General features: G+C 43.4%; 15 protein-coding genes. 12 read left to right on the forward strand and 3 right to left on the reverse strand.

The annotated features are described in order from the left end of the window. On the forward strand, positions 1-2,070 hold the full coding sequence (locus KKZ03_RS14490; protein ID WP_243217525.1) for a carbon starvation CstA family protein: 2,070 nt from the start codon (positions 1-3) through the stop codon (positions 2,068-2,070). Next, on the forward strand, positions 2,070-2,267 hold the full coding sequence (locus KKZ03_RS14495) for a CstA-like transporter-associated (seleno)protein (protein ID WP_243217526.1): 198 nt from the start codon (positions 2,070-2,072) through the stop codon (positions 2,265-2,267). The genes KKZ03_RS14490 and KKZ03_RS14495 overlap by 1 nt, the downstream gene beginning before the upstream one ends. Before the next feature lie 154 nt (positions 2,268-2,421). Here KKZ03_RS14495 and KKZ03_RS14500 read toward each other — a convergent pair whose 3' ends face one another. Then, positions 2,422-4,182 carry a multicopper oxidase domain-containing protein gene (locus KKZ03_RS14500; protein WP_243217527.1) on the reverse strand — a complete coding sequence of 587 codons (1,761 nt, stop codon included), beginning with the start codon at positions 4,180-4,182 and terminating at the stop codon, positions 2,422-2,424. A gap of 501 nt (positions 4,183-4,683) precedes the next feature. Between KKZ03_RS14500 and KKZ03_RS14505 the strand changes: the two genes are divergently transcribed. Together KKZ03_RS14505 and ppnN are read left to right on the forward strand one after the other, a co-directional pair. After that, positions 4,684-7,470: an Hsp70 family protein gene (locus tag KKZ03_RS14505; RefSeq protein ID WP_243217528.1), complete on the forward strand. Its 2,787-nt coding sequence runs from the start codon at positions 4,684-4,686 to the stop codon at positions 7,468-7,470. 126 nt (positions 7,471-7,596) lie between these two features. Then, positions 7,597-8,967, forward strand: coding sequence for a nucleotide 5'-monophosphate nucleosidase PpnN (gene ppnN, locus KKZ03_RS14510; protein ID WP_243217529.1), 1,371 nt, complete (start codon positions 7,597-7,599; stop codon positions 8,965-8,967). 43 nt (positions 8,968-9,010) lie between these two features. Here ppnN and KKZ03_RS14515 read toward each other — a convergent pair whose 3' ends face one another. Then, positions 9,011-9,193 carry a hypothetical protein gene (locus KKZ03_RS14515; protein WP_243217530.1) on the reverse strand — a complete coding sequence of 61 codons (183 nt, stop codon included), beginning with the start codon at positions 9,191-9,193 and terminating at the stop codon, positions 9,011-9,013. A 260-nt stretch (positions 9,194-9,453) separates the two neighbouring features. Here KKZ03_RS14515 and KKZ03_RS14520 point away from each other — a divergent pair, with 260 nt between their 5' ends. Both KKZ03_RS14520 and KKZ03_RS14525 read left to right on the forward strand, forming a co-directional pair. Continuing rightward, positions 9,454-11,862: a type IA DNA topoisomerase gene (locus KKZ03_RS14520; RefSeq protein WP_243217531.1), complete on the forward strand. Its 2,409-nt coding sequence runs from the start codon at positions 9,454-9,456 to the stop codon at positions 11,860-11,862. A gap of 69 nt (positions 11,863-11,931) precedes the next feature. Then, positions 11,932-12,369, forward strand: a complete 438-nt coding sequence (locus KKZ03_RS14525) for a single-stranded DNA-binding protein (RefSeq protein WP_243217532.1) — start codon at positions 11,932-11,934, stop codon at positions 12,367-12,369. A 147-nt stretch (positions 12,370-12,516) separates the two neighbouring features. On the opposite strand, the gene KKZ03_RS14530 is transcribed toward KKZ03_RS14525, so the two are convergent. Then, positions 12,517-14,052 (reverse strand): hypothetical protein, encoded by a 1,536-nt coding sequence (locus KKZ03_RS14530; protein WP_243217533.1) that lies wholly within the window; start codon positions 14,050-14,052, stop codon positions 12,517-12,519. Positions 14,053-14,798: 746 nt separating this feature from the next. Here KKZ03_RS14530 and KKZ03_RS14535 point away from each other — a divergent pair. The 6 genes from KKZ03_RS14535 to KKZ03_RS14560 all read left to right on the forward strand — a co-directional run bounded on the left by KKZ03_RS14535 (position 14,799) and on the right by KKZ03_RS14560 (position 19,202). Continuing rightward, positions 14,799-15,272, forward strand: a complete 474-nt coding sequence (locus KKZ03_RS14535; RefSeq protein WP_243217534.1) for a hypothetical protein — start codon at positions 14,799-14,801, stop codon at positions 15,270-15,272. Positions 15,273-15,620: 348 nt separating this feature from the next. Further along, positions 15,621-15,998, forward strand: a complete 378-nt coding sequence (sdhC, locus tag KKZ03_RS14540; protein WP_243217535.1) for a succinate dehydrogenase, cytochrome b556 subunit — start codon at positions 15,621-15,623, stop codon at positions 15,996-15,998. 14 nt (positions 15,999-16,012) lie between these two features. Beyond that, positions 16,013-16,393: a succinate dehydrogenase, hydrophobic membrane anchor protein gene (sdhD, locus tag KKZ03_RS14545; RefSeq protein ID WP_243217536.1), complete on the forward strand. Its 381-nt coding sequence runs from the start codon at positions 16,013-16,015 to the stop codon at positions 16,391-16,393. A 3-nt stretch (positions 16,394-16,396) separates the two neighbouring features. After that, positions 16,397-18,181, forward strand: a complete 1,785-nt coding sequence (sdhA, locus tag KKZ03_RS14550) for a succinate dehydrogenase flavoprotein subunit (protein WP_243217537.1) — start codon at positions 16,397-16,399, stop codon at positions 18,179-18,181. After that, a complete protein-coding gene (locus tag KKZ03_RS14555; RefSeq protein WP_243217538.1) occupies positions 18,181-18,966 on the forward strand; it encodes a succinate dehydrogenase iron-sulfur subunit in 786 nt (261 codons plus the stop codon). Before sdhA ends, KKZ03_RS14555 begins: the two co-directional genes overlap by 1 nt. Beyond that, entirely contained in the window at positions 18,966-19,202 is a 237-nt protein-coding gene (locus KKZ03_RS14560) for a succinate dehydrogenase assembly factor 2 (protein ID WP_243217539.1), read from the forward strand. The genes KKZ03_RS14555 and KKZ03_RS14560 overlap by 1 nt, the downstream gene beginning before the upstream one ends. Positions 19,203-19,411 lie beyond the last annotated feature (209 nt).

Here is a 19,411-nt window from a genome sequence, read left to right on the forward strand (position 1 = left end):
ATGAATAAGTTACTAACAAATGCTGTCTGGGTACTCATCGCCATTCTTGGTGCATCGGCCATCGGAGGCATTGCCCTTAACCGTGGTGAAAACATCAACGCACTTTGGTTTATAGCTGCCGCACTTTGTGTTTATGCCATTGCCTATCGTTTTTATGCGACGTGGATTGCCACTACCGTTTTGATGGTTGATGAGACTCGTGCAACACCCGCAGAGCGCCTGGATAACGGGCACGATTTTATACCAACCAATAAATGGATAGTATTTGGTCATCATTTTGCAGCCATTGCAGGACCCGGTCCTTTGGTGGGGCCGACATTAGCCGCACAGTTTGGCTATTTGCCGGGTACGCTATGGATATTGTTTGGTGCTGTGTTGGGTGGTTGTGTGCAGGATATGGTGACGTTATTTTTATCAACCCGACGTAACGCCAAAAGCCTGGGACAAATGGCGCGTGATGAGTTGGGGTCGCTGGGTGGAACGGCTGCATTAATAGGCACATTTACGATTATGATTATTTTGATTGCCGTGCTGGGATTGGTCGTAGTTAACGCCATGAAGCACAGCCCGTGGGCGACTTTTACCGTATCAGCGACTATTCCGATTGCGATGATTGTGGGTGTTTATATGCGCTATATTCGCCCGGGACAAATACTGGAAGGCTCGCTAATAGGCGTTGTTTTATTATTATTGTCGGTAGCAGGTGGTCGTGTCATTGACGAAAACGAGATCTTGCGCAAGATGTTTGATCATGAAGGTCTTACGCTAGCTTGGTGGGTTATGGCTTATGGCTTTGCAGCCGCAATTTTGCCCGTTTGGTTATTGCTGGCTCCGCGTGATTACTTGTCAACTTACATGAAGATAGGCACTATCACGTTGTTGGCGGTAGCCATTATCATGTTGCAACCGGATGTAAAAATGCCGGCAATAACCCGGTTTATCGATGGCACAGGGCCTATTTTTGGCGGCAAATTATTTCCGTTTGTTTTTATTACCATTGCTTGTGGAGCCATTTCCGGTTTTCACGCACTGATTGCCTCAGGTACTACACCAAAATTACTCAGTAATGAACGGGACATTCGCATGATCGGTTATGGCGGTATGTTACTCGAATCGTTTGTTGCCATTATGGCAATGATTGCTGCTACCGTATTGGACCCGGGTATATTTTTTGCCATCAACAGCTCTGCGGGCGTAGTCGGTGCTGATGCTGCTGATGCAGTTGCCAAAATATCTTCTTGGGGTTATCCGGTTACCGTCGAACAAATGCAAAATCTGGCGCGTCAAATGGGTGAAGCGACGTTGTTTGCACGTACCGGTGGCGCACCTTCACTGGCGGTGGGCATGGCAAGTATTTTTGGCAGTGCTTTTGGTGAAGGTTTGTTGGCGCTTTGGTATCACTTTGCCATCATGTTTGAGGCTATTTTTATTCTTACCACGTTGGATGCCGGAACACGCGTTGGGCGTTTTATGTTGCAGGATATGCTCGGTAATATTTGGCCAAAAATGGGCGAAACATCGTGGACACCTTCCGTTGTTCTGACCAGCGCTCTGGTGGTATCTGGTTGGGGCTATTTCCTTTATATCGGTGTAATAGATCCAAATGGTGGCGTTAATATCCTGTGGCCGTTGTTTGGCATTGCCAATCAAATGCTGGCAGCTATTGCGCTATGCGTAGCGACGGGCATTTTAGTAAAATCCGACAAATTAAAACATGCCTGGATAACGGGTTTACCGTTAGTTGGACTAATAATTATTACCACTACGGCAGCGTGGCAAAAAATTGCCAGCGACGATATCCGCATAGGTTTCTTTTCTGCTGCCAACGATTTAACGGACAAATTGGCGGGCGGCATCTTGCCACCGGCAAAAGCTGCCATTGCCCCACAATTGATATTTAATCTGCATCTGGATGCTTGGCTTACGGTGTTTTTTATCAGTATACTGTGGTTGATTGTTTTTGATATGCTGCGTGTCTGCATCCGTTACTTGTCAGGAAAATCCGTATTACCCCTGACGGAATCAGCGCATAGCCCCAGTCGTCTGGTTGAAGATTGGGTAAGAGATTAATGTTAGCCAAGCTCAAAGCGTTCTGGTGTATTGTGCGCCGTCTTTCAGGTGATGATGCTTACGAGCAATACTTAAAGCATTATGCGCACTATCATCAAACCGATGCCGGACATGAATGTCATGAACCATTGAGTAAGGCCGATTTTTTCAGGCAGTGGCAAGATGAAAAATGGAATGGCATAAAGCGCTGTTGTTAGGAAAGAAGCTGAGGGTTAAATCTGGCAATATCGTCTTGCCGTAATAAGATTATGGCACAAGACCCTGAGTTGACTGAGATTGGAGTGTTAAAAATTGCATTCCCACAATGGAGGAGTATGGGAATGCTTTATCGTAGTGAATCAAGAGCCGGATTTATTTTTTTACCAGCTTATTACGGGCAATTTCAATCAGATTACGGGCAAAATTAGTCAACGGGCGACGTTTGATTACTGCTGTATAGCCTAATAATCCCATCACCAAGCCATAAAATAATTTACCGAAGGCTGACGAGCCTTGTTGTTGAGCGGCTATGGCTAAGTCTGATGAATTGACTGCAACAGTTTGTACGGCTACTTTAGAAGGTGTAACTTCTGCATCGGAGTCAGGTAAGCCCAAACTACGGAAGGCATCATAATCTTGCCATATAGGGTATTTTCCTTTCCATAATGACTTGGAAAAATACGGTTCCAGGCTCATGCCATGCGCTGAAGGAATACCTCTTTCATCAACAAAACCTTTATAAACGACCAAGCTGATATCGCCACCTTCGCCATGTCCGTCAGTAGTAAATGCTTTTTCAACATGGTCATGGAACATCCAGATACCTTGTCCAAAGCTGTTCAAACCATCGTCGACGCCGCTCAATTCCAGATCCAGGCGTTGCGCCGGAACCATGCCATGTACATCGCGTTGGATATAAGAGCCCGGGCCGTTGTCGACGCCATCATAATGGGTAATGGTCGGTTTATGTCCATGAATATGCATCGCCAGTGCTTCGGTATGACCATTTAAAACGCGCAATTTTACTTTTTGATTTTCTTCCATGTGAATCAACGACTCCCTTAAGGTATAAGGGAAAGAGCGGCCATTAAGCATGAAATAATCATCACTGGCATCTGTTATGTCATATTCGGTGTTCATGTGTTTGGCAATCAGGCGTGGATCATTGGCTGACCTTGCAACAACCTCATGTAATTCTTTATCCGCCGATTCATAATGCAAGTCATATTCGCGAGCATATTTTTCAAGCACGGCTACCGATGGATGACGAACTTGACCTGCACCGACATTAAGCGTTTGGGGCCAATTGTTGGGACGATTTTCCTCAACGACAAAAATACCCTGCAAGCCCATGGGAATGTGAGTGTGCGGTTGCACATGGCAGTGGTAATACATCGTACCGGGTTGGCGAGGTTTTATGACATAGGTTTTGCTTTGCCCTGGCATGGTATCCATATTACTGGTTTGTGCCACACCATCATTACCGGTGCCGCTCATGTCCATAAAGGGATGGTCTATGCCATGTAAGTGGATGGAATGCGGCAAGTAATGCGTATTTTCGAGCACTATCCAAACGACATCATCCTGTTCGACACGAATAACCGGCGATGGTACGCGCAGCAATGGGTTGGCTTCCAATTCGTAAAGGCTTTTGGTTGACATGTCCCGGGTTTTTGGGGCATAAACCCAAAAAGTCGGTTGTATGCCGGGGGCAATATCAAAGGTTGTCGTTTGGCCTATCATGTCCGGTGAATGACCGTTGAGTTCAACCACTTCAAGTTTGATAATGATTTTATCAGGATCACCATCACCGTCCATATCGTCTGACATGGTAATGGCATCAGCGGCCAGCTGTGTTGACATCAATGTTTCCATTGAAACGCCATTGGTGCCTTTTACAAAGGCGGCAATGTCTGCCGGATTATCGGGATTACAGAGTTTGGATTCCTGTATGGTTACGCCATCAACAATCTGTTCTTTGCGCCATTCCGGATCAGTAAACGCAGAACAGACTTCTTCCACCGGGCCTAAATCAACTTTTGCTGAAGGCGGCAAATCAGTAGCAGCCTGACTCAAAGTATGCACAAAGAGCAGTGCAGCACCACCGGTAAAGGTAATAAGTTTTTTACGCATACAAGAACCCCTGAAAAACACTCGATTAAAAAATGAAACGTCGCCCCTAAGGCGGTATATTTATTATTATCTTTACTATTTTAACTGAATAGTTGGCTTAAGTCTTATTTGACTACTTAATAAAGTAAAGCAGTAATAATGAGCTTGCTCTGACGAATTGTTTTAAGAAGTCAATACGATTTATAAAGTTCATCAATAAAATATAAAACAGTCTTAGATAGATAATGGTAAAACCAACCGCTTTAAGTCATAGAGCCCTGAATTAATTAAGCAGGCAGGGCGTGGTGCTGCAAGCGCGTTAGCTTACACGGCGGTCACGGCACGCATTATAGGTAATAATGTATATTAATCAACATAGGGATCTCAATAACTTATACAGATAAGCCTGATGTAATAAATAAATTTAAACTTCGTTTCCAAAAAAACTTTACACTAATTAACTAAAAACAGCATGGATAAGCTGTCGAATTAACTAATTAATCACTCAACATAACACTTATTTTGAAAAATCAAACACCATCTTATTTAGTCGGTATCGATTTGGGCACAACCCATACCGTTGTCGCTTTTGCCAATGCTGAAAAAACACAGCAGGAAATACAACTGTTACACATTGAACAGTTGATTGCGCCAGGGCAAGTGGCAGCCAGGCCATTATTGCCATCTGTACGTTATCACCCGGCACCGGGTGAGCTATCGGCTGCTGATATTGCCTTCCCAAGTTATCGGTCAGAGTTATTGTCTTCAGATGACGCGCCGGTTATTGGTGAAGCTGCACGGTTATTGGGTGCCAAATCCAAAGGTCGATTTGTTACTAGCGCTAAAAGTTGGCTATCGCATCCTTCGGTCGATCATAGCGCTGAAATTCTACCATGGGGTAGTAGCGACGAGATTAGCAAGGTTTCACCAATTGATGCCAGCGCCAGTTATTTGGCGCATATTCGTACAGTTTGGGGACACAAGTTTCCTGATGCGCCCTTGGAACAACAGGATATTGTTATCACCGTTCCCGCTTCTTTTGATGAAGCGGCCCGTTCGCTGACGTTGGCGGCGGCAAGCATTGCCGGACTTACACAGGTGCGCCTGCTGGAAGAGCCTCAAGCGGTTTGTTATGACTGGTTACGGCGCAATACCGAAAATATTAAGCTCGCGCTGGCTAATGTGCATTTATTGCTGGTGTGTGATGTTGGTGGTGGCACGACCGATTTAACCTTGATTAAAGTAGAGCAGGGCATAGATGAGCCGAAGTTGACCCGTATCGGTGTAGGCGATCATTTAATGCTGGGCGGCGACAATATTGATCTGGCGCTGGCGCACTTGGTTGAAAGTCGTCTGGTTGATTTAGCCGGTGGTGCAAAACGTTTGTCTGCGGCTGACTTATCGCAACTGATTGAACAATGCCGACTGGCCAAAGAGCATCTGTTGGCTGAGGATGCACCAAAACAGGTGAAGGTTACTTTGCTGGGTGGCGGTTCAAAATTGATTGGCAGTTCCCGTTCAGTGTTACTGACCCGTGAAGAAGTGCGAAGTCTTGCACTGGATGGATTTTTTCCTTTATCAACACTTGAGGACTTGCCTGACAGAAAACGCAGTGGCGTCGTTGAATTTGGACTTCCTTATGCTGCGGAACCTGCAGTCAGTAAACATATCGCGGCATTTTTAAAGTTGCATGCGGCCGCTTCCAGTGAAGCCTTAAAAGGCGAGGGTAGAGTACCTGACGCACTGTTACTTAACGGCGGCGTGTTTCGTAGCCAACCCATTACGCAGCGCCTGGTAAAATTGCTCAATTCATGGAGCACCAAGCCGCCGGTTTTGCTGGAAAATAAACATCCCGAGCTTTCCGTGGCTTTTGGTGCAGTCAGCTATGCTATTGCCAGGCGCGACAAGAAATTAAAAATTGGTGGCGGTGCTGCGCGTAGTTATTTTCTGTTGGTCGATACCGAGCAGTCAACCGAACAACAAGGGATCTGTATTTTGCCCAGAGGCAGTGAAGAAGGCGATGAAGTTATCTTAAAAAATCGGCATTTTGCCTTGCGATTGGGTACGCCGGTACGTTTTCATTTAGCCTCAATGAGTGGTGACAGCGAGTTTAAACCCGGTGATGTCACCGAAATAACCGAACATTTTCATTCCCTGCCACCCCTTGCCGTGGCTTTTGAGGGCGATGAGAGCAAGCCTAATGCCGAGGCGATTGTTCAGTTGGCGGTTACTCAAACAGAAGTGGGGACCCTTAAAATCCAATGTATTTCTGTTGAAAACAGTGATCAGCGCTGGAATGTTGAGTTTCAAATAAGAAAAAAAGGCGGCGCAAGCGCGATTGCTACAGGATTGCCGCCCCAATTTAATGGTGCCGTAGAAAAAATACAAAGTGTTTTTGGCTCCAAATCCAGACAGATAGATCCTAAAGCGGTCAAAAATTTACGCGCGGATTTGGAAAAGCAGTTGGGAACTGCGCGAAACGAGTGGGAAACTACCTTACTAAGAGCCATGTTTACTACTTTGCTGGAAGGAAGCAAATACCATCGCCGTACCGAGAATCACGAAAGGGTGTGGCTAAGTCTGGCCGGATTTTGTCTGCGCCCCGGTTTTGGTTACCCGCTGGATGACTGGCGTGTAGAACAGCTCTGGAAAAATTATTCGCAAGGCATACAGTTTGTCAATGAAACCCAAAACTGGACGGAATGGTGGACGCTCTGGCGACGAATTGCCGGTGGTTTATCCGTTATTGCGCAGGAACAAATTTTTGCTGATATTGCCAAGTTTATTAATCCTGCAGCAGCCAGACAGCCCGGGGTTGCCAAGCAAATCAAGAATCGCGGTTATGATGAAATGGTGCGTCTTGCTGCCGTGTTGGAACGATTGCCGGTTGACAAGAAAATACAGTTAGGCGAATGGTTGTTAAAACGCCTGCAAAAATCGAGCGAACCTACCCAGACTTGGTGGGCTGTAGGACGAATCGGTGCACGACTGCCGTTTCATGGTAGTAGTCATAATGTCATTCCTGCTGATATAGTTTGTGGCTGGCTAACGCAGATTTTGTCTGAGGATTGGAAGAAAATACCCCATGCCGGATTTGCCGCTACCCTGATTGCGCGAATGAGTGGTGACCGGGCGCGAGATATTGATGAGGTGGTACGCCTGGAAATTATAGCAAAACTTAAATTCAGTAAAGCGCCCTTATCTTGGATAGAGATGGTTGAGCAAGTTAAAGAATTGGATGAAAAGGAAGAAAAGCAGATTTTTGGTGAAGCACTGCCACCCGGATTAAAACTAATCAATAGCGAGTAAAATACGAGAGGATAATAAGGAAATTGATCCCATCGGGATGTTTCCTTATTTCGTATTGACTTAATCACACAGAAGTCATCAGTAGTTAGTTGGCCAAATATAAATTTCCCTTTTAAAAGGAACACAATGAAATACCCTGTAGTTGATGCACAAATTACCCCTGACGGCCGTCTGGATGTTTTATCGAAGGCCGAAGTTAACAAGCTGTTCGATAGCAGTCAGGGTGATTTATATAAAACATTTCGCAACTGTTCTCTGGCAGTCTTAAATTGCGGCAGTGCTATGGATGATGGCAAGCAACTACTTGAGCGTTATCCTGCTTTTGATATTCGTGTGGTTCAGCAACAGCGGGGGATAAAACTTGAGGTTAAAGGCGCTCCTGCTCATGCTTTTGTTGACGGTAAAATGATTAAAGGCATTAATGAACATCTGTTTGCCGTACTACGCGACATTATTTACGTCAGTGACGAGATTAGTGATAATCCAAAATTTGATATGGATTCGTCAGATGGCATCAGTAATGCAGTTTTTCATATTTTGCGCAATGCCAATATCCTGCGTCCGATGATTAATCCAAAACTCGTGGTTTGCTGGGGTGGACATTCCATTAGCCGTAAGGAATATGAATATACCAAGCAAGTGGGCCATGAAATGGGCCTGCGTGGTTTAAATATTTGTACCGGTTGTGGGCCGGGTGCCATGAAAGGACCAATGAAGGGCGCTACTATCGGACATTCCAAGCAGCGCGTTAAAGATGGCCAGTATTTAGGCATAACCGAACCTGGTATCATTGCCGCTGAATCTCCCAATCCTATTGTTAATGATCTGGTTATTTTGCCGGATATTGAAAAACGTCTGGAAGCTTTTGTTCGTACCGGACATGGTATCGTGGTATTTCCCGGTGGTGCGGGTACCGCAGAGGAAATCCTTTATTTATTGGGCATACTGTTACATCCTGACAATAAAGACATGCCATTTCCGTTGATTTTTAGTGGGCCTGACAGTTCCGAGGCTTACTTTAAGGGGATTGATCAATTTATTGCCGGTACCTTGGGTAGAGAGGCGCAGCAGCGATACCAGATTATTATTGATGATCCTGAGTTGGTCGCTTGTGAAATGCTGGAAGGAATCAAAAAGGTGCGGGCTTTTCGTAAAGAAAAAGGTGATGCTTATTATTTCAACTGGCTACTTAAAATTGACCGGGTATTTCAGCAGCCATTTATCCCCACACATGAAAACATGAGTAGTTTGGCTTTACACAAGAATCAGGAGAGTCATTTGCTCGCGGCTAATCTGCGTCGTGCTTTTTCTGGTATTGTGGCTGGTAATGTAAAAGATGATGGCATTCGCGCCATTGAACAATATGGCCATTTTGAAATTCATGGCGATGCCAATATCATGAAATTAATGGATTCTTTATTGGCCTCTTTTGTTGAACAACACCGCATGAAGTTGCCAGGGAAAAAATATTTACCCTGCTATCGCATCATTACCTAAGCCGGGCTGCACTGACTTTATTAACAGCTAGTAACAAAAAGGTTCAGGCGATTTTTATAAAATTAATGATCATGCCGACGTCCATATCTATGGTTTTGGTGTCTATTTCCATGTTGATAGCTTCTTTGGAAATGGCGGTTTTGGTATCCATTATTATACTGATAGCTTCTTTGTGGGGGATAGTTTTGGTAGCCATTGCCATACTGATAGTTTCTCTGATGGCCATTGCTATAACCCTGACTCCAACCAGAACCTTGGAAGGGTTGATGATGCGAACAGGCAGTTAACAGCAGAATTAAAACAGCAAGACTTAATGCAGTAATAACTTTTTTCATTTTTATATTCCCTTAAATTATAAATGCCAGCTTAAGACTACCTGAGAGACCTGAATGCCAAGTGAATTAAAAATTGTGTTAATAGCCCTAAAGCTGATCGCACAATGATCTGCGTAACAACAGTACATTAATAAAATATTACCTCTTGATAATGAAAGTCATACTTACCGAAAAACCCTCAGTTGCCCGTGATATCGCTAAATGTTTAAATATCAATAATAAACATGATGGTTATTTTGAGGGTAATGGTTATCAAATTACTTGGGCATTTGGCCATTTGGTTGAACTAAAAGAACCCGATGAATACCATCCCGAATGGAAACGCTGGTCGTTGGATTCCTTGCCCATTATTCCTGAAGAATTTGGCCTGAAAGCACGCGGTGATGTGTCTGCACAAAAACAATTAAATACCATCAAGCATCTGTTTAAATCAGCGGATGAAATTATCTGTGCTACCGATGCAGGGCGGGAAGGTGAGCTGATTTTTAGATATATTTTGGCCTGGACTCAGTGTCTGCAAAAACCGTTTACACGTTTGTGGATTAGTTCATTAACTGATGAAGCCATACGCAAAGGTTTTGCCCAATTACAGGATGGCAATCTTTATCAGGGACTTTATCGAGCGGCTAAATGTCGCAGTGAATCGGATTGGATAGTAGGTTTAAATGCGACGCGGCTTTATACCCTTAAGTTTGGACAGCAGGGTTTATTATGGACGATAGGTCGTGTACAAACGCCGGTGCTGGCGCTTATTGTGCAGAAAGATTCGGAGATCGCCAAATTTATCCCCAAGGATTTTTGGGAGTTACATACCCTTTATAGAGCTGCTGATTTTCAATATATTGGCGAGCGATTTGATAAAAAGTCCGATGCCGAGGCATTATTAAGCCGGATTAACGGTCATGATTTTAAGATTACTTCGGTTAAGGGTAAGCGTGAGTTGGTTCATCCGCCGTTATTGTATGATCTGACGGATTTACAAAAAGACATGAATATTCGTTATGGTTTTACTGCCGATCAAACCTTAACGTGTGCCCAGCAGTTATACGAGAAAAAACACATCACTTATCCGCGTACGGATAGTCGTTGTTTAACCAACGATATGAAGGCAGGTATTAAGTCCTTATTGGAAAAGTTACGCTTGCGTTTTGAGCCACAGATAGCGGCGCTGGATCTTGATAAATTGTCCTTAAGTAACCGTTATTTTAATGATGCCAAAGTCAGTGATCACCATGCCATCATTGCCACGACTACCTTACCGGATTCTTTAGCCAATGATGAGGCTAAAGTCTATGAAGCCATTGTGTTGCGTTTTATTGCCGCTTTTTATCCGGCTTGTGTCAAACAGATCACCACTGTGCTTGGCTGTGTTGACACCAAACAATCGCTGGCGGCTTCTTTAGATAATTCTGCGGTGTTACCCTCAAGCCCAACCAAAAAAGCGGTTATCAATTTTAAAACCACCGGTACCATTATCGAATCACCCGGTTGGCAGGCATTGTTTAAAAATGTATCGTCTGGTGAAAATTCTCCAAAGGCTCAAGTTAATGAAACAAAAATTTTGCCCAACTTTGTTCAAGGTGAAATTGGGCTACATCAACCTACTATTAATCAGGGTAAAACCACAGCGCCAAAAGCTTATAACGAAGCCAGTTTATTAGGCATGATGGAGTCAGCAGGAAAAACCTGTGATGATGAAGAGCTCAAAGAAGCATTAAAAGAAAAAGGCTTGGGTACACCGGCAACCCGAGCGTCGATTATTGAAGTTTTAATCAAACGCAACTATATCCAGCGCCAAAAAAAGTTATTACTCAGCACTGAATCAGGACGTCATCTTATTTCTATTATCGCGGATGATCGCTTAAAGTCGGCCGCAATGACTGGCGAATGGGAAGCCAAGCTTAAAAAAATAGAACACAACGCTTACGATCCTGATCTGTTTATGGCGGAGATTATTCAATTTACCCAACAATTAAAAGATGAATCGACCAAGCCACTTTATGATGACAGCCGGTTAGGTGACTGCCCACTTTGCCAGCAACCCATTATTGAAGGCAGGCAAGGTTATGGTTGTAGCCAGTGGAAATCAGGCTGTAAATTTGTACTCTGGAAGCAGGCTTATAGCTTGACTATTAACCGGGACATGGCCTGTCAATTATTGCAAAATGGTCGAACCTTGAATGCTTATGCCATTAAAGTCAATGATGAGGTATTTAATGCCCAATTAACCCTTAATCCCTTGGGCGAGATAGGTTATAACAAATTGCAAAATCAGCCGGTGCAAAACGTAACTGATGCGCTTGCCGATTGCCCGTTATGCAACGGTAAAATTATTGAAACCAGTAAAGCTTATAGTTGTAGTGAATGGCGCAACGGCTGCAAAGCAGTTATTTGGAAAATCATTGCTAATAAAAGTATAACCCCGACCATGGCTAAAAAGCTGTTAAGTAAAGGCGAAACCGGTGTTTTAAAAGGCTTTAAATCCACCAAAGGCACGGAGTTTGAAGTCAATCTGAAGTTTGTTGATGGTAAAGTTGAAATGGATTTTGCCGGTCGCTAATTTTTCCTTTGGATAGAAGTCGAAATCAACCGATAATAGCCATATTGTTACACAACCATGAGATAAAAAATGAGCAACGTTTTTAGTTTTACCGGGACTATCGGCAGAGATGCCGAAGTAAGATACGCGCAGTCCGGATTGGCCGTATTAAATTTTACCGTCGCCAATAATATCGGCTTTGGTGATAAACAACAAACTTTATGGATACGGGTCGCGTTGTTTGGTAAACGCGCTGAAGGATCACTAAAAGATTATTTAAAAAAAGGTCAGCAAGTCTTTGTGTCGGGCGAATTAACCCAAAGCGAATACAAAGCTAACGATGGCACGACTAAAACCAGTTTGGAACTTAATGCCAATATTATTGATTTAATCGGCAAGAAAAATGAGTCCGGCAGCCAGCCACAACAAAACTATCAATCTTCTGGAGCAAGGGAACATGCACCGGCAAGACAAGCACCGGGTAATGATAACTCTGATGCACCTTACGATGACGATATACCTTTTTAACGGACACCTTGATATAGTTATGTAAAGAATATAAATAAGCCTCTGTTATAAGAGGCTTTTTTTGTAAAAAATTAACCAGTATTTAAAGTCAATAAATCAATGCGTGTAAATATCCATAAGCAATAAAAATCGCACGGGCGAAAGTAGTTAATTATTTGGCCTTGCCGTTTTGAAACGGGCAGATGCTCCCAAAAGACCAACCACGAAGAAAGCGGTGCCGACAAGGGTAAAACGCAGATTCGGCTCCTCGATGGTGATATCGTCGGTAGCATAAAGCATAATAATGACGGCACCCGATCCCCATCCAAGAAAACGCAATGCAGCGCCCATAATCAGGTTACCTGGGGTTTCCTCTTCACTCACTGGCGTATCCATTCGATAGGCCACAAAACTGCACATAAGTGCAGGCAAAATTCCCCAACGCATATGTTGTATAAAGCTTTCCAGAAAATTAAAATCTACCCTGCGGTAGAAAGTTAACTCGAGAATGAGTGCTGAGACCGTGGTGCTAACAATAAATCCCATTATCATCACTGCCATATAGAAACCATAGTAGCGATCGGACTGATCCCGCTGATGCCTGATGGCAAGTGCCCGTAAAATAAAGACCAGTGCTATTGGCAGGACATACATCGGGATGACATACGCAACCCATCGAAGTGTTGTGTAATTAAAATGCGCTAGCGGTTTATCGGGAAACAGGAATGCGTTGTGTAGGGATACTGATATCTCTCTACCCAGCATAACCCCGATAGCCGTGGCTGCCGTGAAAACCAGCACATATTTATAAGTATGTTTCAAGGGAGCTGCGTGGACGTTGCCGCCGAGTTGCTTAACAGTTGCCCATATATCGTCCTCGTTTGCGCTTTTGAACACGACTAGAGAGGCAAGTAAGCGGCAGAGCAGGCCGGTGAGGTGGTCAAGTTCCTTGAGCAAATTTACCGTCTTGGTATAGTGTGGCTGCGCCTCTTTCCATACGGCAACTTTTTCTGACATTGCATTGTAAGAGATACATATTTCGCCCCATTTGAGCGATGGTTCGTTGAAAAAACGACGAAAGGACGATTCGTTGGCGTAGCTCTGTATTTGGTCAAATAAAAGGCAATTATGAGCCCATTTATATTCGACGGTGGCACTGGATTTTTCGAAATCACCAAAGTCGATGCTCGACACCAGTAAGCGATTGGCAATTTGTGCTTTCAGGTTATCGTCGACTGCCGATAATCTTGATGTAACCAAAGCATTATAAACCTCTACTGCCTTGGTCGGAATTGCGAAAGCATCATGGATGCTGTCCCTCAAAATAAGTAAGGGATTAAAGCGGCTTTCCCAAGCGCTAAAAAAAAGAAATAGCCCGGCGACAATCAACGGTATGATTGTGCTGCCATCCAAGCCGTTCAGCAGATTTAGCAGTTCCCGAGAGCGCAGGTTCTTTACAATAAGTGTTACCAGTGGTTCTAAAGGTAGCCACCGCCAAGTAAGCAAGCAGTAAAGAGCCACCATAAACGTACAGTACGATGCGATCCCTAGCCAGTAGGTGCTTCTGCGGCTAAAGTATTGGGGCAGTGTAGGTTCTTCGCCCAGCTGAATTCGGCGTTTTTGAAAGGAGCGATAAGCAAGAAATGCTGCGGCTGCGGTTCCAAGAAACTGCACAGCATAGTTAATCAAGAGTTCAGCAGTCATTGTGGAGCAGCTCCTAGGTATTTTTACAAGATTTTGAGTTTAGGGGGGATGTTACGTCCAGCCTGCTTATGAGCAAATCCGTTTGTTTTTATGTCGATTTTGCAAGGCCTGATTTAGTGTGAGATGGCCGAGTCATTACAAATGAAAAGGGGAAGATGCGTGCAGCGCCGAGTACGACTCCAAAAGCTCACTCGCCAACGTCCAAAACGTTCCGAACACATCTTCAAAACAAATTATAGCAGGGTGAGTTTAAACAAACGATAAAAATTTTTATGGTATTTAAAACGATAGCTATTGTAATTAGTAGACTTGCCATTACGCTAATTTAAACCTGCAACCCATGTCCTGGTTTTGCTGGTTTATGTGAACAAGACAAGAAATGCATAACAAAAAAGACATCACTTAAACCGGGAAAATTTTAATCAAAACAAAACGTTCTTAAGCGTTTTTAGCTTAAAAATAGCTGTATTATAATGATAAAGGAATTAGCTGTTGGGTCTGAAAAGTTGGAAAGTGAGTCATGGACGAGTAAGATATCTGTTTTTTGCAGTCCAACTACGTTAGTTTGTTTTGGAGATACAGACGAAATATAAAAGTTATCAAATTTGTCCTGATGGTGTTTATTTCTTGGCGTTTGATAAATGTAAGTTATATTCAAATTAACTTGTCTCTTTCGATACAGCTGATTGTATTGGTTTAGCATTTTCTTATACTTTATTAATCACCATTTACAGGTAACGACAATAATGCGTAACAAATTTTTAAAACCGGGTTTTTTAGTGTTGGCACTATTATCGCTTTCCGTTAATGCTGAAATTTTAGATAAAGAAGCTATACCCTCTCCAATAAAGGATCAATTTTATAAAAGACATCCGAATGCCATGGATATTTCTGCTGAAAAGAAAACTCATTTTAAGCAAGCCTTGTACGAGATAAGTTTTAAGGAAGAAAAGGATAAGGCAACGATGATTGAACTTTATAGAAGTAATGGCCATTTTTTTGTTAATGGCGATAACGTGACGACATCCAACATGATGCCGTCTGTTGGTTATGATAATTTGAAGGCTGCTTTCGGTACTTACACCATTAAAAACGCGACATTAGTGGTAAACCCTAATGGTATTGGTGAAGAGTATGATTTAACGGTTAATGCATCAGGTAATAACTGGAGTGTTATCGTTGATCATAACGGTAATATAACTCAAAAAGAGCGTGATTAAACTGTAAATTCCTCTTGGAAACAGGTTTGATTGCTTTTATTTAGTTAATAAAATCACCCTATCCTGATATGTTTCTATATTGGGAAAAGCAAGTATCGGCAGTTTATACAAGATAGAATTGAACGCTACACAAAGTTATTATTGTAAAATTTTTTCAAGAGACAATGATAGAAGAGCATTATTAATGCGGTAAAACCGGAATAATCAATGCGCAATAATGCTTCTACCCGGCAGTTTTAGTGAAGAAATAGGGTCGGAGTAAAAGAATCTTAAACAATTCGCTATGCTGATTGGGTAAGATTCGGCCGTTGCGTTGATTTTTGATGAAAACAACAACTGGATAATACGATGGCAATAAATAGTAACAGACCTATTTCACCACATTTACAAGTCTACAAACTTCCTTTAACCGGTATTATTTCAATTCTTCACCGTATTACCGGTGTATGTTTATCGGTCGGCTTAATCTTTTTTGTCTATATTATCTATGCCTTGGCGGGTGGTTCAAATACTTACGCTGCAATGCAGGTTTTTATGAAGCTATGGCCGATGCAATTGCTGTATTGGGGATTTATTTACGCATTTTTTTTCCATTTATCTCACGGTGTGCGTCATTTAATTTGGGATGCGGGTAACAGTTTTAATAGTGATACACTCAATCGTTATGCAATGACTGAACTGGGTGCTTCCTTGGTTCTTACCTTGATCACCTTGCTATTTGTCTGAGTTAAGGAATATTTATGGATTATAGATCGCCTTTAGCCAAAGTTCGCGGATTAGGTTCGGCAAAATCGGGTACTTCTCATTGGTGGATGCAGCGTGTTACCGCCGTAGCATTAATTCCCTTATCTTTTTGGTTAATTATTTTTCTTGATTTAAGTATAAATGCGCCTTATCAGGAAATGATAGCGTGGCTGGCGTCACCATTGAATACGCTTGGTATGGTCGCTTGGATACTTGCTGTTTTTTATCACTCAGCCTTGGGTTTACAGGTAGTTATTGAAGATTATATTACTGCTGAAGGAATTAAAATTGTTGCCGTCTGGACGGTAAACTTAAGTTTTCTGTTGTTGGCACTAGCGGCGTTGATTGCAGTGTTTCGTATATTATTGATAGGGTAGTTTATGTCGTCAGATTATAAAATTATTGAACATGAATATGATGTCGTCGTAGTAGGCGCTGGTGGTGCAGGTCTTCGGGCCACTTTTGGCATGGCAGAAAAAGGCTTGAAAACAGCTTGCCTGACTAAAGTATTTCCAACCCGCAGCCATACCGTTGCAGCGCAAGGTGGCATCAGTGCTGCATTAGGCAATATGGGTGAAGATGACTGGCGTTTTCACATGTACGATACCGTTAAAGGCTCTGATTGGTTAGGTGATCAGGATGCCATTGAATATATGTGCCGTGAAGCCATGGCCGCAGTTATTGAGCTTGAACATTACGGCGTGCCTTTTTCCAGGACAGAGGACGGCAAAATTTATCAACGTGCCTTTGGTGGCATGACGACGCATTATGGCAAAGGCACGGCACAACGTACCTGTGCGGCAGCAGATAAAACCGGTCATGCGATTTTGCATACCTTGTACCAACAAGCGTTAAAACATAATGCCGAATTCTTTGTTGAATACATCGTACTCGACTTGATTATGGAAAATGATGAATGCCGTGGCGTGTTGGCATGGTGTCTTGACGATGGCTCGCTGCATTTGTTTAAAGCGCATGTTACGGTTTTGGCAACCGGTGGTTACGGGCGTAGCTATTTCTCTTGTACATCCGCTCATACCGTAACCGGCGATGGTAACGCGATGGTATTGCGCGCAGGATTGCCGTTACAGGATATGGAATTTATTCAGTTCCATCCGACCGGAATTTATGGTGCCGGCTGTTTAATTACTGAAGCGGTTAGAGGCGAGGGCGGTTATCTGACTAATTCGGAAGGTGAGCGTTTTATGGAACGCTATGCACCGCATGCTAAAGATTTAGCCTCACGCGATGTCGTTAGTCGTGCCATGACTATTGAGATTCAGGAAGGGCGTGGTGTGGGCAAGCTCAAAGATCATATTTACTTGCACATTGAGCATCTTGATCCGGCTATTATTCATGAACGTCTACCCGGCATCGCTGAAACCTCGAAAGTTTTTGCCGGCGTCGATGTCACTAAAGATCCTATTCCGGTTTTACCAACCGTGCATTACAACATGGGCGGTATTCCCACCAATTATAAAGCGGAAGTGGTAACACTTGATGGTGATAATCCCGATAAAGTCGTGACCGGCTTGATGGCCATCGGTGAGGCCGCGTGTGTTTCTGTTCATGGCGCCAATCGGCTGGGTTCAAACTCGTTACTGGATTTGGTGGTTTTCGGCAGGTCAGCTGCCATACGTTGTGCAGAACTTATTAAATCGGGCACGGCACAAAAACCACTGGCCAAGACTGCCTGCGATAAAGCGCTGGCGCGTTTTGATAAAATTCGTAAGGCCAATGGCACTCGCACAACATCAGATATTCGTTTGGATATGCAGAAAATCATGCAAACCAAAGCGGCAGTATTCAGAACGCAATCGACACTGGATGAAGGCATTGCCGCCATGGCAGAAATCAAACAATCGTTTGAAGATATCGGCGTTAAAGATAAATCCCTGATTTGGAACACTGATCTGGTTGAAACCCTGGAACTGGATAACTTGCTCAGTCAAGCCAGCGTTGCAATTAATGCCGCCGGTAATCGACACGAAAGCCGGGGTGGACATGCACGCGAAGATTACCCGAGTCGTGATGATGTCAATTGGATGAAGCATACCTTGACATGGATGGTCGACGATAATATTAAAATCGATTATCGCCCCGTGCATTTATATACTTTAACCAACGAAGTTGACGTTATTCCACCCAAAGAGAGGGTTTACTAATGGCTGAATTCACCTTGCCGAAAAATTCGGTATTGACCGAAGGCAAAAGTTTTAAAGCACCGACGGGTACAAAAAATACCCGCCGTTTTGAAGTCTACCGCTGGGACCCGGATACCAACGAAAATCCGCGCATTGATAGTTATGAGTTGGATATGGACAGTTGTGGCCCGATGGTGCTGGATGCCATTTTAAAAATTAAAAATGAAATCGACAGCACCTTAACGTTTAGACGTTCTTGCCGTGAAGGGGTCTGTGGTTCCTGTGCCATGACGGTTAATGGTAAAAATACCCTGGCATGTATTAAAGCCATTGATTCTTATCCTGATACCATCAAGATATTTCCGCTTCCGCACTTGTCTGTTGTTAAAGATCTGGTGCCGGATATGACGCATTTTTACGCGCAATACGCGTCTATCAAACCGTGGATAGAAACGCAAACTCCTGCACCTGCTGATACCGAACGTCTGCAAAGCAAAGAAGACCGCGAAAAGCTGGACGGGTTATATGAATGTGTTATGTGCGCCTGTTGCTCTACCAGTTGCCCAAGTTACTGGTGGAACGGGGATCGCTATTTAGGCCCAGCGGTATTGTTACAAGCTTATCGCTGGTTGGTGGATAGCCGTGATGAAAATACCGGTGAGCGACTTGATGAATTGGAAGACCCGTTCAAATTGTACCGTTGTCATACGATTATGAATTGTACTGATACCTGCCCTAAAGGCTTAAATCCCGCCAAAGCCATCGCTGAAACCAAAAAACTGTTAGTCCAGAGAAAGCTGGGCTAATGAAGCAACTCGCCAAACTACGTTGGCAATGTCGACGCGGCACCAAAGAACTGGATTTTTTGTTGCTGCGTTATTTGGATGCAGGGTATATTTTGGCTGATGATGAAGAAAAAGCCCGGTTTGTTGAGTTGTTAAGCTATGAAGATGATCAGTTGATAGACATTTTAATGGGTGATTTGAAAGTCGATGCGCAGCCAATGAAGGCTTTGATCGCGAAGATACGTTCTACAGGTTAAATAGTCGAGGTATGAAGTCCGTTCCTATCTTGTTGAAATAACTGTTAGAATAAACTATAGAATTTGCCCTTACTGATTTTCTATCCTCGGACAGCTTCTAGGAGGCTGTCCGAGGATAGAAAATCTACTTCGGGAAAGCTATTTAGACCATATTTTCTGCTGATTTTTGTTTAATAGAGCAACTATTTGCCTAAAATGACCAAAAAATC

This window comes from Methylobacter sp. S3L5C (assembly GCF_022788635.1).
Taxonomy (GTDB): Bacteria; Pseudomonadota; Gammaproteobacteria; order Methylococcales; family Methylomonadaceae; genus Methylobacter_C.

Bases quoted from the DNA above. Each gene is read 5' to 3' on its own strand.
- KKZ03_RS14560 (WP_243217539.1), top strand. From the start codon at position 18,966: ATGAAGCAACTCGCCAAACTACGTTGGCAATGTCGACGCGGCACCAAA.
- KKZ03_RS14495 (WP_243217526.1), top strand. From the start codon at position 2,070: ATGTTAGCCAAGCTCAAAGCGTTCTGGTGTATTGTGCGCCGTCTTTCA.
- KKZ03_RS14520 (WP_243217531.1), top strand. From the start codon at position 9,454: ATGAAAGTCATACTTACCGAAAAACCCTCAGTTGCCCGTGATATCGCT.
- sdhA (WP_243217537.1), top strand. From the start codon at position 16,397: ATGTCGTCAGATTATAAAATTATTGAACATGAATATGATGTCGTCGTA.
- KKZ03_RS14490 (WP_243217525.1), top strand. From the start codon at position 1: ATGAATAAGTTACTAACAAATGCTGTCTGGGTACTCATCGCCATTCTT.
- sdhD (WP_243217536.1), top strand. From the start codon at position 16,013: ATGGATTATAGATCGCCTTTAGCCAAAGTTCGCGGATTAGGTTCGGCA.
- KKZ03_RS14530 (WP_243217533.1), bottom strand. From the start codon at position 14,052: ATGACTGCTGAACTCTTGATTAACTATGCTGTGCAGTTTCTTGGAACC.
- KKZ03_RS14515 (WP_243217530.1), bottom strand. From the start codon at position 9,193: ATGGCCATCAGAGAAACTATCAGTATGGCAATGGCTACCAAAACTATC.
- KKZ03_RS14500 (WP_243217527.1), bottom strand. From the start codon at position 4,182: ATGCGTAAAAAACTTATTACCTTTACCGGTGGTGCTGCACTGCTCTTT.
- ppnN (WP_243217529.1), top strand. From the start codon at position 7,597: ATGAAATACCCTGTAGTTGATGCACAAATTACCCCTGACGGCCGTCTG.
- sdhC (WP_243217535.1), top strand. From the start codon at position 15,621: ATGGCAATAAATAGTAACAGACCTATTTCACCACATTTACAAGTCTAC.
- KKZ03_RS14555 (WP_243217538.1), top strand. From the start codon at position 18,181: ATGGCTGAATTCACCTTGCCGAAAAATTCGGTATTGACCGAAGGCAAA.
- KKZ03_RS14535 (WP_243217534.1), top strand. From the start codon at position 14,799: ATGCGTAACAAATTTTTAAAACCGGGTTTTTTAGTGTTGGCACTATTA.
- KKZ03_RS14525 (WP_243217532.1), top strand. From the start codon at position 11,932: ATGAGCAACGTTTTTAGTTTTACCGGGACTATCGGCAGAGATGCCGAA.